The following is a 17632-nucleotide window of genomic DNA, read 5'->3' as shown; positions in this document are numbered from 1 at the left end:
AAGCTACTCTCCATAATAGTATAAAAAAGCATCTTCAAGTCCCGGCAACGACATAACTGCATTGTCGTCAGGTTTTTCATCTGATATAATTTTCAGTTCATATTTTTTATTATCTTCGACCATTCGTATGTTTGACACCATATATCTTACTATATACTCTTCTATTTTACTTTCATCTTCAACCTGTGTAATCCAGACATTTGTCTGCATTTTTCCCGGTAAATCAGAAAGATTATTTATTAATACAGCATGCTTGTCTTTTATAAATATTGCCTTTGAAGCAATACATTCCACATCTGAAACTATGTGTGTCGCTAATATAACTATTTTGGAACTACCAATCTGTGATATTATATTTCTGAATCTTATTCTTTCATTAGGGTCAAGTCCTGCGGTCGGCTCATCCAATATAAGAATATGTGGGTCATTAAGCAATGCCTGTGCTATACCAAGTCTCTGCCTCATGCCTCCTGAAAATGCCCCAATCTTTTTATTTCTTTCATCTCTAAGATTTACAAGTATAAGCAACTCATTGATTTTATTTTTCAGTTCTTTTTTTTCAATTCCTTTTAAAGTTCCCATATATTCAAGAAACTGAGCCGCAGTAAAATTTTTATAAAATTGTGGCATCTGCGGTAAATAACCTATATAGTCATAATATGATTCTTTTAATTTTCTAACATTATGATTATCATATATAACCTCTCCTCTATCAGGTTTATATAATGCCATTATTATATTAATAAGTGTTGTTTTTCCTGCTCCGTTGGGACCTAATAAAGCGGTCACACCTTTCTCAAGTACGATATTTATATCCTGTAAAACCTTATTTTTTCCATATGAAAAATCCACATTTTTTAAAATTAATTCTGCCAATCCCATTCCCTCTTTTAAAATTTATAAAAATATGCTTTTCTGATTCCTTCTTCAAAATATGAATATATAAAGCCATTATATTTTTCTGATATATTTATATTCTGCATTACAGCATTTTTATGTTTTTGTATATCTTTTTTGTATATACACTTATTTTCCTTTATATCATAAATAATAAATGTTGTTGTATCTTTGTCTTTAATATTATTCAAATCACTAAACAGAATATATTTACCATTTTCAGAAACAACAGACGTATATTTCATAATCCATTTATTATCTTCCATATTCAAGACTTCATTTTCCAAATTAACCGAACATAAACTTCTGACTTCATTTATCGTTATAGGATTTTCTAACGGATTTATCACATTTTTTATAATTAATCCACCATTATATGTAAATACCTCACTTGAATTATAATCAAATATTATTTCTTTTACATTACCTTGATTGTCAACCTGTCCATACAATCCATGAGTCTGTTGTCCTTTCCCTGTATTTTCAGCTAAACCGTTCCCATTAAATGAATAACCCTCTTCACCGTGTACAATATTATTTATAACTCTTATATTTAACGTATTCATTTCCGCAACAATTTCATCTTGACCTGTTTCTATATTATATTTTCTTATTTGTTTTTCATCATCGCATAAATAATAATACAAATATTTGCTTTCATAATTATTGGTATTTGATATATTCTTTTTTTCATTTACATCATATGTTCCAAGTACACTTTTTTTAATACTGCCGTCTTCCTGCAACTCGTAAACACTTCTCTCATATGTATTGTCATAATAATCTCTTGATTCAATAAGGACATCCGTTGCAATACCCTTATCACACTGCCATATGCTGTTTACTCTTCCAATTTTACACACATTTTCCTGACTAAATTCAGCCTCTTCAAAATTAATCGGATATATCTCATAACCACTGTCTTTCTTCTCTATTACAATCATTCCTGCGTCAAAAAAGACCTTATATCTTATTATATTATTGTTTTCTACAGCAAATAGTTTTGATATATCATATATATTATTATCAATTTGTGTATAACTATTTTTTATAACCTCTGGAATATTTGCATTTCTTTCCTCATTTGACACCTGATTATTATTTTTTTCCCCACATCCCACTAGTAAAATCATAAATAAACATATACCTGCAATTACTTTTTTCATAAATACCCCCACGTCATTAGAATGCAGCAATCAGTAGACGATTAACGCCTACTGAAACCACCTTCTAAATAGTTTTAAATTCACTTATTGTTATTCTTCTTCTTCATGACAATATACATTAGATGTATAAACAGCTTCTCCAACTTCGTATATAGATTCATGATTTCCATAAACTGTATATTTATTACCGTATGAATCATAATCATTCAAATCGAAAAATTCATAAAACCAATATGTCATACTCTGTCCATATACTGTGTTTGTTCTTTCTTTTCCAACGTAATCACCATTATAATAATCATACACTTCTATATTAGCTCTTATTAAACCTTCTTCCATTGGATTATCCACCTGTACAGTAAATTCCATTTGGTATCTGTCATCATCATATGCTTTCTCAAGCGTTCCTGTTAAAGTCCCAAAATAATCCACATCCTTACATTCTTCAACACGGTTTGACGCAAAAGCAATTGTAAATGACATTAATGTCATTACGACCACTAATACACTTAACACACATTTTTTAGTTACTTTCTTTAACATGTTATTACCTCCTCATTGTTGTTATATAAAATAGTCCTACTATTTAGAAGCTTACTTATATCCAAATGTACACACCCTTATTCTCTGACTTAAATTCTTTTTATTTCCAGATTCAGGAACTGCCACAAAAAACAAACTGTTATATTCATCTAATTTATATTTATTCTTATCTAATTTAGTCAAGTCAACATCAAATTCTTTTTTTGTTATGTATCTTCCTCCCTGAATCTGAAAAATAGCATTAAATATATCTTTTTCCAATACTACTCCGTTTACATATGCTGTTATATTATAATAGTCGTTATTACCTCCACAACCTTCAATTACAAAATTCAACACTCCATTATCTGTTTTTATGTAATTTTGTATTTCCTCATCGTTATTATTTTTCATTACAAAATCTGCTGTATCCAACGTATTCCTGTATTTTCCGTATTTATCATAAACTTTAGAATCATACTCTTCTTGTGTCATTTCTTTACATAATACAATATTTTTTTCTGTACCACCTTTATTTTTACTCTCTACATTCATATGTATATTAATCGGATATACCTGATTCATATTTGTATCATGAGCATATACAAAGCTTTCTTTATCAGGAACTGTATCAGGATTTATCACAAATAAAAATCTTAATGACAAATCATCCCCTTCATTACCTATATCCGGAACAAATTTTATCTCGTTTATTTTTTTTTCGCCGGCTTTTACATCATATATATGATTAATTCCTTCTTCTTTTGTTGAACAATCCTCATAGCTTTGTATTCTTCCGTCTGCAAACAAATATATTCCAATTTTAATATCCGTACTGCAATTCACAAAACTATGTAAACTTACAGGTTCACCGTTATATTCCAATCTAAAATCATTTTGCTTAACCTCTTCAATCCCATAACTAATATTAAAATCTGTACTCTTTGTATTATCCGACATTTCAATTTTCGAATTATTATCAGATTCGCCTTTTCCGTTTTCATTTCCAACTTTCGGACCACAGCCTGAAATTAAACAAACAATCAAAACCAAAAATACACCTTCAATTTTATATCTCACTTCCAACTCCCCTTTTTTATATTCTGATACTTATATATTAAACGTTTTAATATCAAAAGCATCTTTTAATCTTGTGTATATATTCCACACTCAAACATTACTTATAATTTCATTATATATGCCATTGTATTTATGTCAATACAACTTGCCCCAAATGCACTTTTTTTGCCCCAAATGCAAACATTAATTTTTGTTTGACCGTAAACTGTTTAATCTCTGAATAACCGTTTGTTTTTTCTGCCTGCTTAAAGGAACTCTTTGCCCGTTATTTAATATAACCTCATTTCTGATTATATCTTCTATCCAAAGATAATTTGCAATGTAACTTTTATGTACCCTGATAAAACCTTTCGCTTCCAAAGTTTTTTCAAGAATTTCTAATGTAGCTTTTATACGAACCTCTTTATCTTCCAGTTTTATTTTCAATTCGTGACGAAATACTTCAAACATCACTATATCTTTTATATTAAATCTTAGCGGTTTTCTCTCTCCCGGAATCTTAAAATTAATATATTGCAGTTCCTCTTCACTTTTTTCTTTTAAAACTGCAATTACCTCTTTAATATCTTCCTCCAAGTGTTCTTTTCTTATGAATCGATACGGATTATATTTCATAACTTCAACTACTGCATCCAGTTTTGATAATATAAATATCATCTTTGTAAATGTATATTTTTCTCTTATGCATCTTGCCATATCAATACCATTTATATCCGGCATATCCATGTACAGAAACACGCAATCATATACTTTGTCTGATTGCATAAGTAATTTACTGTCTGTATAAATATCCACATCAACACTACCAAGTTTCTCCTCTATCTTTAATTTAATAATTGACGCAAATTCTTTATCAATATCGCATATCGCTATATTCATATGTACCCCCTTATATTTCATAAAATATATTTTAAAATCCCCCTTCATATTTGTACCATATCACATATAATTTTTATGTGCAATAGCCTTGTAACGAACGGTACTGTATTTGCAACCAAAGGTATGTAATTTTACATTTATAAACTTTTTGTGCTATTTATTATATATTATGGATATTTTGAATCGTATAACAGCATCATAATGTTTCTGCTTTTTCTCATCACTGCAATACAAAAAAAGACGCGGAAATTTCCGCGTCATGAATACTCATATTTTCTATATTTATGCTACATTCAAATCTTCTTTCCGGCAAGAACCTCTTTATAATCCTTGTAATTTTCTGCAAGAAGTGTTGGTGTATCAAGACCGTAAGGACAGTGTGCCGAACATTGTCCACAATGTATACAGTCTTCTATTTTTTTCATCTTTGCCTGAACCGCTTCTGTAAGCTGAAGCTCTGATGGTGAACGGCGAAGAAGAAGTGACATTCTTGCACAGTTGTTAATTTCAATGTGAGCCGGACATGTCGGAACACAGTATCCGCAGCCCCGGCAGAAATTACCGGCAAGCTCTTTCTTATCTTTTTCTATAACCGCACGAATCTCATCGTCCATAACAGGCGGATTATCTATATAACTTATAAATTCCTCAAGTTCTGACTTTCTCTGTACACCCCATATAGGAAGAACATTATCATATTCTGCCTGATATGCGTATGCCGCTTTTGAATTGGTTATAAGCCCTCCCGAAAGTGCTTTCATAGCAATAAATCCCATATTTTTACTGCGACAGACTTCTACCAGCTCATGTTCTTTTTCTGTTGCAAGATAATTAAACGGAAATTGCAATGTCTCATATAAGCCTGATTCTATAGCTTCATTTGCAACATTAAGCCTGTGGTTTGTAATTCCTATATGTCGGATTTTCCCCTGTGCCTTTGCTTCAAGCATAGCCTCATAAAGTCCTGTTCCGTCTCCCGGCTTAGGACAAAATGACGGATTGTGGAACTGATAAATATCAATATAATCCGTTTTTAAATTATTAAGACTTGTATTTAAATCTTTCCAGAAATCATCAGAATTCTGTGCTGCTGTCTTTGTTGCAATATAAATATTTTCACGCACATCTCCAAGTGCTTCTCCGATTTTGGTTTCACTGTCAGTATAAAATCTTGCCGTATCAAAAAAATTAATTCCCGCATTATATGCCATTTTAAGAAGTTCTCCGGCATCTTCATGGCTTATTCTCTGAATCGGCAATGCCCCGAAACCGTTTTTATTAACCTTAATTTCTGTGCTTCCCAATACAACTTCTGTCATATTAATTTCCTCCTGCCTGTAATTTTTTAATTATTATTTTTCTTTATAACCTGTGCCACAACAATCATAACCACACCGGCTGCCACACAGATGCCACTGAACAGATACCAGCCATTCATTGAAAAATCAACTGTTCTTCCCACTATCCTGTTACTGAGCCTCATTCCGACATTTACAAACATTTTAGACAGAATAAATAATACAAGGCCTCCTGCTGTCGTTCCAAGTCCCAGACCTCTTATAACTCCTGCTTTTTCTTTGTATGCCGCAAATATCAAAAGTGCGTTAATAACTGTAAGGATTATACATATCACATGAGCTGCAACAGATGTAAACATTGCATATATTTTAATAATCATACGCTGCTTTGTGCTCATTCCATCCACAACTCCAGCCGTATAATACGACACTGCTTCTGTAACTTTCAATGAAACAGACTGTTTTACAGCGTTATATAATGTGGCTGCAATGCCGCTTATATTATTTGCTTCATCTCCAAAAACCTTACTTACAAGATTATCCGTAAATGAAGAGACTGCATTATTCATCTCTGATGTCTGCGTTTCACTAAGCATTTCCTCAAGAGTCTTATCCTTATTTTTATTGGATGATGCAACCTTTATTGCAGCATCAACATACATATCAGCTATTTTTCTTAAATCTTTGTCATTTTCAAGATAATCAAACACTTTATCAAGCTCATCGCCTTTGAGATTAGGATCTACTGACGCAATCGCATCTGTTATCTTATCCTCACTTTTGTATACAACTATATCCGATATTGCTGTCTTACATGTACTCCCCATAAGAAACGACACACCTGTAATTGCAAGCATCAGACAATATAAGCACAGAACAAATCCTCTTAAAACCTTCATAAATCTTCCTTCCTTTGCAAAGCAAAATCCCAATATGCATCTTTGATGCACTATATCCTTGTTTTGCGAAGCAAAATCCCTGAAAACCAGGCATATTATACCAGATTTTCAGGGATAATAATCTTACTTAAAATATGCTACGCCTGATTCAAATATTCTTAAATCCTGCTCGCCATAAATGTTAATTGCAACGCCATCGCCGCGTCTTTCTGAATGTGCCATCTTACCTAAGCATCTTCCGTCAGGACTTGTGATACCTTCAATAGCCATATATGAACCATTGACATTCCACTCCTCATCCATTGAAATATTGCCGTTGATGTCACAATACTGTGTTGCAACCTGTCCGTTTGCAAATAATTTGTCAAGCCATTCCTTAGGTGCAACAAATCTTCCTTCACCGTGTGAAGCAGGATTGCAATAAACACCGCCAAGCTCAGCACCTGCAAGCCATGGGCTTAAATTACTTACAACCTTTGTATATACCATCTTAGATATATGACGGTTGATTGTATTAAATGTAAGTGTAGGTGACTGCTCATTCTGACCTGTAATTGCTCCGTTTGGAACAAGTCCAAGCTTGATAAGTGCCTGGAAACCGTTACAGATACCAAGTGCAAGACCGTCACGCTCATTGAGAAGTTTCTCAACTGCTTCTTTCATCTTTGCATTTCTGAATGCAGTGGCAAAGAACTTAGCTGAACCATCAGGCTCATCACCTGCTGAGAATCCACCAGGGAACATAATAATCTGTGACTGTGCGATTGCTTTCTCAAACTCATCAACAGACTCTCTGATACCTGCCGCATCAAGGTTTTTAAATACCTTTACAATAACATCTGCTCCAGCTCTTTCAAATGCCTTTGTGCTGTCATACTCACAGTTTGTACCTGGGAATACCGGAATAAATACTGTAGGCTTTGCAACCTTATTCTTGCATACATGTACATTTTCAGCATTAAAAAGCTTTGTCTCAATAGAAGTTGTCTCCTTTGAAACCTTTGTAGGGAATACCTTTTCAAGCTTGTCTTCCCATACACTTAATGCCTCTTCTACATTGATTGAAACTTCCTTATATGTAAATGCAGCTTTTTCTTTAACTTCACCAAGCTTTGTATAAGCTGTCTTAATATTATCAAGCTTATCCTTTGCAACCTCGGCAACTATACATCCATATGCAGGTGCAAATAATGATTCTTCTTTCAAATCACTGTTTAATGCAAATCCAAGCTTATTACCGAATGCCATCTTGCAGAGTGCAGGAACAAAACCATTTGCATCACATACATAAGCAGATACGATTGTACCATTTTCAGTAAGTTCATGGATACTGTTGTAGAGTGCCTTAACCTGTTCAAATACAGGAATATCATATTCATCATGTTCTATATCAAACTTAACAAGAACATTTCCCGGAGTCTTTAATTCAGGTGTGATAATGTCGCCTTCTTTTGCCACATCTATAGCAAATGAACAAAGTGTTGGCGGAACATCTATCTCTTCAAATGTACCTGACATACTATCTTTACCGCCGATTGATGGAAGTCCAAATCCAAGCTGTGCCTCATAAGCACCGAGAAGTGCTGCAAATGGCTGGCTCCAACGTGATGGGTCTTCTGTCATTCTTCTGAAATATTCCTGGAAAGTAAATCTTATCTTGTTAAAATCACCGCCTGCCGCAACAATCTTTGCAACTGAATCTGTAACAGCATATATAGCACCGTGATATGGACTCCACTTAGAAAGATAAGGGTCAAATCCATAAGACATCATTGTAACTGTATCGCACTTTCCTTTAAGTACAGGAAGCTTTGCTACCATTGCCTGTGTCTCTGTAAGCTGATACTTGCCGCCAAATGGCATGTATACAGAACCGGCTCCGATTGAACCATCAAATCTTTCAACAAGACCTTTCTGTGAACACTCGTTAAGGTCAGAAAGAACTTTTAACCACTTGCCTCTTACATCTTCTATCTTTGAAGACTTAAGATATGAATCTTCTTTTGAAGGAATATCAACAAGAACAGATGTCTCCTGATGAGCACCGTTTGTATCAAGGAAAGCTCTTGAAATATTAACTATCTCTTTGCCTCTCCACTCAAGTACAAGTCTTGGTTCTTCTGTTACAGTTGCAACTTCAACTGCCTCAAGGTTTTCTTCTGCCGCATAATTAAGAAATGCTCTAACATCCTTAGGGTCAATTACAACAGCCATTCTTTCCTGTGATTCAGAAATGGCAAGCTCTGTTCCATCAAGACCTTCATACTTTTTAGGAACCTTATCAAGTGAAACTCTGAGTCCGGCAGCAAGCTCTCCGATTGCAACCGAAACGCCGCCTGCACCAAAATCGTTACATTTCTTAATAAGCTTTGTAACTTCAGGTCTTCTGAAAAGTCTCTGCATCTTACGCTCTGTAGGTGCATTACCTTTCTGTACCTCTGCTCCACATGTTTCGATAGACTTTTCTGTATGAACTTTAGATGAACCTGTAGCACCGCCACAGCCGTCACGTCCTGTACGTCCACCGAGAAGAATTATAATATCACCCGGATCTGAATTTTCTCTCTTTACGGCACTTCTTGGAGCTGCCGCAATAACTGCACCGATTTCCATTCTCTTAGCTACATAGTCAGGATGATAAATCTCTTTTACATAACCTGTTGCAAGACCAATCTGGTTACCATATGAACTGTAACCATGTGCTGCACCTGTTACAAGCTTTTTCTGAGGAAGCTTGCCGTGAAGTGTCTCTGACATAGGCTTTGTGGGATCTGCTGCACCTGTTACACGCATTGCCTGATATACATATGTACGTCCTGACAATGGATCTCTTATAGCACCGCCAAGACATGTTGCAGCACCACCAAATGGTTCAATTTCTGTAGGATGATTATGTGTTTCATTCTTGAAATTAACAAGCCACTCTTCTTCCTTGCCGTCTATAGTTACAGGAACTACTATACTGCATGCATTAATTTCATCTGATTCTTCCTGGTCGTTAAGCTTGCCTTCTGCCTTTAACTTCTTCATTGCCATAAGGGCAAGATCCATAAGGCATACAAATTTATCTTTTCTCCCCTTATAAATCTCTGCTCTGTCAGAAAGATACTTCTTATATGTATCTTCCATAGGTTTTCTGTAAAAACCATCTTTGAACTTAACATCTTTAAGTTCTGTCGCAAATGTTGTATGACGGCAGTGGTCTGACCAATATGTATCAAGCACTCTTATCTCCGTCATAGAAGGGTCTCTTTTTTCTTCGTTTTTAAAATATTCCTGTATAAAGATGAAATCTTTAAATGTCATGGCAAGTCCAAGTGAATCATATAACTCCTTCAAATCTGCCTCTGCCATATCTTTAAATCCGTCAAAAATAATTACATCAGCAGGAACCTTGAACTCTGTAACAAGTGTATCAGGTATCTTGCTGTCAGCTTCTCTTGAATCAACAGGGTTAATGCAGAGTTCTTTAATCTTTTCTTTCTGCTCATCTGTCAATGTTCCACTGATTACATAAGTTGTAGCTGTCTTAATGACCGGTATTTCATTTTCATTAAAAAACTTTACACACTGTTCTGCTGAATCCGCTCTCTGGTCAAACTGTCCCGGAAGGTACTCAACCGAGAATACATAATCATCACTGCCTGATTCAAACTGCATCTCATACACATCATCTACCGGTGGTTCTGAAAATACAGTTGTAAGTGCTTTCTTATAAGTGTCATCTGACAGATTTTCAATGTCATATCTTATAAGAACTCTTACACCGGTAACAGTCTTAATACCGAGATAATCTGTTATCTCATCATAAAGTTCCTTTGCTTTAACAGCATACGGTTTCTTCTTTTCAACAAAAACTCTCTTAACGCCGCTCATCATAATCCTCCTGCTAACCTTTGTATGATTAGAATATTTATTGCCGGATAACCGATACAATAATAAAATTTATATTAACACATTTATTTGTATTTAACAATCCCACCATTAGTTAGAAATATCAGATTTTATTCATGCATTCTTCGTATAATTTTGTATACTACCTGATTTCCCATAACTGTAGGTGCTGTATGTGCAAAAAATACAATTCCGTCTGTCTGTGATACAATCTGCGACTTCACAAAACCCTCAAACGGATCTATTACTTCACCTATTATATCTCCGTGAAATACCGGATCCCCCGGTGATTTCAGTCTCCTGTAAAAACCACCGTCATAAGTCTTTACAGCAAGAAGCTCATGCTCGTTAATCACGCTTGCTATATAGCCGCTGTGATTATTATATTTTAAAATTCCCATTCTTGTAAGGAATCTAAGAACAGACGATACTGCCTGTCTTGCCGATTTATCATCAATCGTGTCCGTCGCATTGGTATATATCGAAAAGGCATTAGTTCCGTTCATCTGCCAGCTGTAATTAAGCGTAGCCGTATCCATTGGCTTAGGCTTTCTGATAACAACATATTGCAAGCCGAAAAGATTTGCAAGACTTGCACTCTGATACCCCGTCTCCATCATCCTTACATGCGGAATAAAATCACCCGGCATATAAAAACTTGCAAACTGAATACCGTAATTGTATCCTTTAACATTCTCAAACAGTGCTGCAGCAATCTGTTTTGTCGTATCGCCCTGTGCATCTCCCGGAAATGTTCTGTTAATATCAATATTGTCAATAGCCCAGAATCTTTTTCCTACATTCATCGAATATTTATTTACCGACGGAATCACAAGAATCTCATGATTATGTGTAATCGAACCATGTGCCTCAAGTTCTTTTAATGCATTAATAAGAAGAGAACAGATATAGAGCTGCTGCATCTCATTGCCACGCATTGCACCCACTATACATGCTGATTTCTCTCCGCCTCCGAATCTGTATCCTTCTATCTCAAAATCTTCCCTGTATAATCCTTTTAATGTATATAAAACTTCTTTTCTCAAATCTTACTCCTGCTTTCTTCCACCATATACACGGGCAATTAATGCTCCCTTGTAAACAACCGGGTGTTCCCTTAACGAAAATATTATGCCATCAGTAGGCGACTCTATTCGCTGGATTACTTTTCCAGTTATAGGTTCTATAATATCTCCTATATGTGTCCCCATTCCTATCGTTCCCATAGAATTAATGGATGAAACAAATATTCCGCTTCCCGCAGCAGATATGAAACTCACCTGTCCTTCCGTTGAAACTATAGAATTCCTGACATTTACAGGTGCATCATCCCATACTTCAAGCTCTGTCATTAGATTAAATATACCTTCAATAAGCTGCTGACAGTATTCATTATTAATTCTGTGTCCAACTCCCATCTCAGCAACAAGTGTCGGAACTCCCATATTATTAAGGCTGTATGCAAGTGTTGCATCAAGAACTGTCTTAGAAGAATATATCCATATAAAATCAGCATTCAGCTTTTTTGCATATGGCAGAAGCTTATCTTTATTTTCCTCTGTCATTCTAAGCTGTGGCATTTCTTTTAAGAATATATTGCTTGAATGAATATCAAGGCAGAAATCACTGCCTATAATATCATCAATCAGACCGGCAGCAGTATATTCAGCTACTGCACCATTATTATCTCCCGGAAAGACTCTATTCATATCAAGGTCAAACATCGGAATTCCTCTTGAACCCATATCAATTCCCAACGGATTAACATCCGGATATATATCAACTATTCCTTTTAGTTTTTCCGGATACATCTGTATCTTTTTTATTATCTCATAGCAGATATACTGCCCGTCAAGTTCATCACCATGAGTGCCTGTAACTATAGAAATCCTCTTTTCTTTTCCTGTCATATTTTCAGGCTCAAGACGGTTCTTTTTTATAACAAGCCTTTCATGTACCGGCAAATCTACCGAAACTACTTCCTGTATCATATAAACTCCAATTCTGCTGCCGCAAAGCGGCCGTTAATCTTTACTCATCATCGCCCAGTTCAATAATTCTCATTGCATCCCCGCCTCTTCTTAGAAGGATATGGTTCCTTTCCGTCTGGGCATCATATATAACATTTTCCGCATAAATCCTCACGCCCGGATATAATGTCTTATAAACTTTTACTCCCGAAACTGTCGCTTCTTTTATGAGGTCAAAAAGCTGCTTATTTTCTTCCTGAAGTTTGGCTTTCTGCGAATTTTTTATTATCTTTGACTGTATAATTTTATTATAATTTTCCCTGTCAAATCTTTCCGGTGCGGCTTCACGCAGCCTTTCATACTTATGTGTAACAATTTCAAGCGTATCTATCTCAGCTGTAATTTCTTTTAACTTCACAAGCGTATCCTGATAATCTTTATGTACCTGCTTTGCTGCACCTATTCTTACAATCGTAGAAACATTTGACGAGTTACCGATTGATGCTGACTCAACACCAAGCATTCCTGTTACATCACCACCATATATGACGCCTTTGCTCCCCGAAACAATAACCTTTCCTTTTGCTGATATTTCACAGTTAAGAATCGAATTAGAATATACATTGCCATCACAGTAAACACGCAGATTTTCAAGAAAGCTCGCTGTGACATTGCCTTTTGCCTCTATCTTGGCAACGCCTTTTCCGTTAGAGCCTTTCTTTAAAATAATATCTTTATCCGCTTTTATGACAGCACCTTCAACAAAGCCGCCAACCGTAACATTTCCTTTTGCAGTAACAGAAACCCCACTTATAACATTGCCGCTTATTTCAACATCACCGTTAAAATCAACATTACCTATATTAAGATCAACATCACCTTCTATCTGCAAAACCCCAATAACATTAAGGTCCGTATTCCTGTATTCAACTTTTCCGTCAATAGCTGAATAATATGTATTGCCATCCTCCGATACGGTAAATCCTTTTCCTCTTAACTTTGTCTTAGGTTTGCCCGGTTTTGGCACAAGAAGCTTACCCCTTACGTCATATCCAAACACACCTTTTGTAGGAGGTATATATTCTGCAAGCTTGTCTCCTTCGCTCACAAGTTCATAAAGTCTCAGATTATAATAATCGACCGAACCATCTTCACGTATTACCGGCTTGTTACTGACATCTGTATTAAAAAATAATTGATATCTTGCATCTTCACCGTCTTCAACATGTTTTCCTTCTGCCACTGTTTCCATACTGTTATATCTTTTTTCCGATAAAATTCTGTGGATAAGTTCATCATTGATTCCCATTTTTACACCGGCATCTGCCAGTGCTTTTTTAACATCTTCATAACCATAACAGATTTCCGTTCCCGGATTTTTAAGGCAGATATATGCAGTCATACAGTCATCAGCAATAGATACCAGGATGTCTTTATTTAATTGTTCAAGTGAATCTTTACTTGTATTATCCATACCTGCCACCACCTTTTACTTTAAACTCTGTCTTATCTTGCACATCTGCTCTGCACTTAAATTCTTATCAAGAATAGGCGAGACATCAAGATTATCCTCAAGGCCAAGCCTTATCTGTCTCATCTGTTCTGCACTGTAATCTGTATCCGCATACAGGCTTACATCGAGTCCTTTTTCAAGTCCTGCAAGAATCTCTTTTGACTGATTCTCATCCGGCTGTCTCGGTGCTTCAGGAACCTTACCCTCACGCCAGTCTTTTATCTGGAGTGCCTCAACAAATGGGTCACCGTATTCTTCAACATCAAGCCCGTCTTTTAATGCCAGCCTTATCTGTTCCATCTGTGTCGATGAAAATCCCGTCATTGAGTATTTTGAAACATCCACTTTTTGTTCAAGTCCAAGCCTTATCTGCTTCATCTGTTCCCCATTATATTCATGATACAGATACTTATTAACATCGACACAGTGCATAAGGCCAAGCCTTATCTCATTAAGCTGATATTCGTCATACCCTTCCTGAACATAAAAATCAATATTGACATCCGCTTGTGCCGCAAGCCTTATCTGCTTCAGCACCCCGCTGTCACAGCCTTCATCGGCAAATTTTAATATACGCTTCTGATAATCTCCTGCCATTCTTATTTCACGCATAACTGAAAAATCAAACAGCGGATTACATAACTGTGCGACATCCATTCCGTCTTTTATTGCACTCTTAATCTCTTCCATCTGGATATAATCATATTCAGGCTTTGCGAATGCCTCAACATCCATTCCATCCTCAAGTGCAAGTCTTATAGACTTCATCTGTGCCGCATCAAATTCAGGCGAAGCATATTTCAAAACATCAACATGGGACTGTATTCCTTTCTGAATCTCTATTGACTGGAATCTGTCAAAGTTCATCTTTTCAAGTTCCTGTTTGTAAGTACCGTCTTCTATGGCTCTTTTAACTTTTTCTCTAAACTTATCATCCATACAGTTACCATCCCTTTCACCGTATATCTTACTTATGATTATACATTACCATGCATCATAATGCACTATTAAATTTATATAAATATTTATATTTTTTAGTTTTTCCAAAAAATATCAAGCTGTTTTCTGACATTTTCTCTTCTTACCGAAATAACATTTTCCCATTCCCTCGGGTACATTTTCTGATATTCAGGACGAAGAAACCTGTCATCAAGCAGTTCTATCACTCCCCTGTCTTCATCTGTTCTTATAACACGGCCTGCTGCCTGCAGTACCTTGTTCATTCCCGGATAAACATAGGCATATGAATATCCGTCTTTTTCATTTGCATCAAAATAATCTCTTAAAATATTTCTCTCCCTGCATATCATAGGAAGCCCTGTTCCGACAATTACAGCACCTATAAGACTGTCGTTCTTTAAATCAATCCCCTCAGAAAATATACCTCCTGTAACACACATTCCAATAAGAGACCCATCAAATTTTTCTTCTTCAAAAAGTTTTAAAAACTGTTCCCTGTCTTCTTCATTCATTCCGTTTCTCTGTGTCGCAATATATATATTTATATAATCCTTATTCCCACAGATGTCTTCTCCGGCTGTAAAAGCTGTTTCTGCCGGACGGCAGCTGTAATTTTCCATAAACATATTCTTTACATTTTCCATATATCCATATGATGGGAAAAATACCATATAATTACCTTTTTTTGCATTGACAGTCTCATATATATAACGGCAGATTTTTTCGTATTCATTATCATTGCGTCTTGTATAACGGCTGCTCACATCTTTTGAAGCAACTATACATTTTTTCTCAGCTTTGAAGGGCGAATGTGCATATACAGCATAATCATCAATCTCTCCTGACAGCATTTCTTTGTAATAATTGACAGGCAGAAGCGTTGCCGAAAAAAATATTGTACTGCATCCCATGGAAATCCTGTCTGATATATTTCCGGACGGGTCAACACAATACAGACGCAGCACAAAATTCCCTTCATCATCATGCTCGCAATATATTACATATTTTTCATCTGCACAGTCATACATCGCAAGAAAATGTTTTATCTTAAAAAAGAATTCGAGAAGTTCATCCTTTTTTTCAAACTTCTTATTTTTATCGAGAAATGATGATATTCCCATTGAAAGATATTCAAGATATTCCGGCAGTCTTTTAAGTGAAGTTATATCACCAAAAACCCTGTAATCATCACACTCTCTTTTCATTTCAAGAAGACTTTTATTACATTTATCAAGCCATGACACAAGTCTTTTATCTATATACCCTGCATCCGTTGTCTTAAGCAGTTTTTTTATCTCAAGAAAATCTTCTTTTACTATTGATGCACTATACATTTCCCTGGCTCTGTCAACTAGATTATGTGCTTCATCAACAAGAAATATATAATCACCTTTTACTTTTTCACCAAAATACCTTTTCAGTGCAACATTCGGGTCAAATACATAATTGTAATCACAGATTATGCCGTCACACCAGTATGAAATATCAAGGCTCATCTCAAACGGACACACTCTGTGCTTTAATGCATATTTCTCTATGCATGTCCTGTCTATAACTTCATTATTGGATATCGCATCAAAAATCGCATCATTTACACGGTCAAAATGACCTTTGGCATACTCACAGTTTACCGGATTACATTCTCTTTTTTCTGCCATACATATCTTATCTCTTGCTGTAAGCGTAACTGTCCTGAAATGCAGTCCATTTTCTCTTAACAATACATATGTATTTTCGGCAACTGTGCGTGTTATCGTTTTTGATGTAAGATAAAATATTTTATCAGCCTTGTTCTGTCCCATGGCGGCAACAGCCGGAAATATTGTTGCAATTGTTTTCCCGACCCCTGTCGGTGCCTGTATATACAAAGTCTTTCCACGGTTTATCGTCTTGTATACACTGACCACAAGTTCTCTTTGTCCCTCTCTGTATTCAAAAGGAAACTCCAGATTCCCTATTGATTCCTGTCTTAATTGTCTCTGTTCAAATATAAAATCCGTCCACTTTTTAAACTGTTTCATCAGATTTTCATACCACTTATTTATCTCATCATATGAAAAATCTTCTGCAAATCTTTTTATTTCTTCCGTTTCAGAATTGCAATATGTCATCTGGACTGTAATTTTCTCAAGATTATGCTGTGTGGCATATATGTATGCATAGCACATTGCCTGTGCCTTATGGACATATACAGCCTCTTTCATCTTTGTCACATCTGTCTGCATTGTTTTAATTTCATCTATAATAACATCAGATACAGGTGTCTTATTTCCATCCTCATCTTCATCCATATCACAGATTATACCATCAGCCCTGCCCTCAATGCTTATACTGTATTCATCATAATCACATTTATACTTTAAAGGTACTTCTGCGTGATATTTTGCTCCCATCCTGTGCTGAATAAGTCTGTGGATCCTTGCTCCTTCCTGCATCGCTATAACATCTGTGCCCAAACCGCTTCCTGCATCTATATCACCGCCGCGGCATAAAAACTCCACAAGATTTCTTACTGAAATACGCAGAGCACTGCCCTTTATAACATACATATCAA

At 35.6% G+C, this 17632-nt stretch carries 13 protein-coding genes; all 13 read right to left on the bottom strand.

The features are described from left to right. Positions 1-3: 3 nt before the first annotated feature. The 13 genes from H8S01_RS05675 to H8S01_RS05615 all read right to left on the bottom strand — a co-directional run bounded on the left by H8S01_RS05675 (position 4) and on the right by H8S01_RS05615 (position 17627). Positions 4-876, bottom strand: a complete 873-nt coding sequence (locus H8S01_RS05675) for an ABC transporter ATP-binding protein (RefSeq protein ID WP_186836489.1) — start codon at positions 874-876, stop codon at positions 4-6. Positions 877-890: 14 nt separating this feature from the next. Then, entirely contained in the window at positions 891-2063 is a 1173-nt protein-coding gene (locus H8S01_RS05670; protein ID WP_186836488.1) for a hypothetical protein, read from the bottom strand. 90 nt (positions 2064-2153) lie between these two features. Next, positions 2154-2606 carry a hypothetical protein gene (locus H8S01_RS05665; protein ID WP_186836487.1) on the bottom strand — a complete coding sequence of 151 codons (453 nt, stop codon included), beginning with the start codon at positions 2604-2606 and terminating at the stop codon, positions 2154-2156. Between the two features lie 51 nt (positions 2607-2657). Beyond that, the gene (locus H8S01_RS05660; protein ID WP_186836486.1) at positions 2658-3665 is read right to left on the bottom strand and encodes a hypothetical protein; all 1008 of its coding nucleotides are present in this window, start codon (positions 3663-3665) and stop codon (positions 2658-2660) included. Between the two features lie 183 nt (positions 3666-3848). Further along, positions 3849-4544, bottom strand: coding sequence for a LytR/AlgR family response regulator transcription factor (locus H8S01_RS05655; protein WP_186836485.1), 696 nt, complete (start codon positions 4542-4544; stop codon positions 3849-3851). 293 nt (positions 4545-4837) lie between these two features. Then, on the bottom strand, positions 4838-5863 hold the full coding sequence (locus H8S01_RS05650) for an aldo/keto reductase (protein ID WP_186836484.1): 1026 nt from the start codon (positions 5861-5863) through the stop codon (positions 4838-4840). Positions 5864-5889: 26 nt separating this feature from the next. Continuing rightward, positions 5890-6741 (bottom strand): hypothetical protein, encoded by an 852-nt coding sequence (locus tag H8S01_RS05645; RefSeq protein WP_186836483.1) that lies wholly within the window; start codon positions 6739-6741, stop codon positions 5890-5892. 123 nt (positions 6742-6864) lie between these two features. Continuing rightward, positions 6865-10617: a phosphoribosylformylglycinamidine synthase gene (locus H8S01_RS05640; RefSeq protein ID WP_186836482.1), complete on the bottom strand. Its 3753-nt coding sequence runs from the start codon at positions 10615-10617 to the stop codon at positions 6865-6867. A gap of 128 nt (positions 10618-10745) precedes the next feature. Next, complete coding sequence (locus tag H8S01_RS05635; protein WP_021867210.1) at positions 10746-11681, bottom strand: M14 family metallopeptidase; 936 nt, start codon at positions 11679-11681, stop codon at positions 10746-10748. Between the two features lie 3 nt (positions 11682-11684). After that, positions 11685-12626, bottom strand: coding sequence for a M14 family metallopeptidase (locus H8S01_RS05630; RefSeq protein ID WP_021867209.1), 942 nt, complete (start codon positions 12624-12626; stop codon positions 11685-11687). A 40-nt stretch (positions 12627-12666) separates the two neighbouring features. After that, entirely contained in the window at positions 12667-14079 is a 1413-nt protein-coding gene (locus tag H8S01_RS05625; RefSeq protein WP_021867208.1) for a DUF342 domain-containing protein, read from the bottom strand. 15 nt (positions 14080-14094) lie between these two features. Then, complete coding sequence (locus tag H8S01_RS05620) at positions 14095-15057, bottom strand: hypothetical protein (RefSeq protein ID WP_186836481.1); 963 nt, start codon at positions 15055-15057, stop codon at positions 14095-14097. Positions 15058-15152: 95 nt separating this feature from the next. Further along, complete coding sequence (locus H8S01_RS05615) at positions 15153-17627, bottom strand: ATP-dependent DNA helicase (RefSeq protein WP_186836480.1); 2475 nt, start codon at positions 17625-17627, stop codon at positions 15153-15155. Positions 17628-17632 lie beyond the last annotated feature (5 nt).

This window comes from Lachnospira hominis (ex Liu et al. 2021) (genome assembly GCF_014287955.1).
In the GTDB taxonomy this organism is placed as follows: domain Bacteria; phylum Bacillota; class Clostridia; order Lachnospirales; family Lachnospiraceae; genus Lachnospira; species Lachnospira hominis.
The sequence above is the reverse complement of the archived record's forward strand: the minus strand, read 5'-3'. Positions and strand labels throughout refer to the sequence as shown.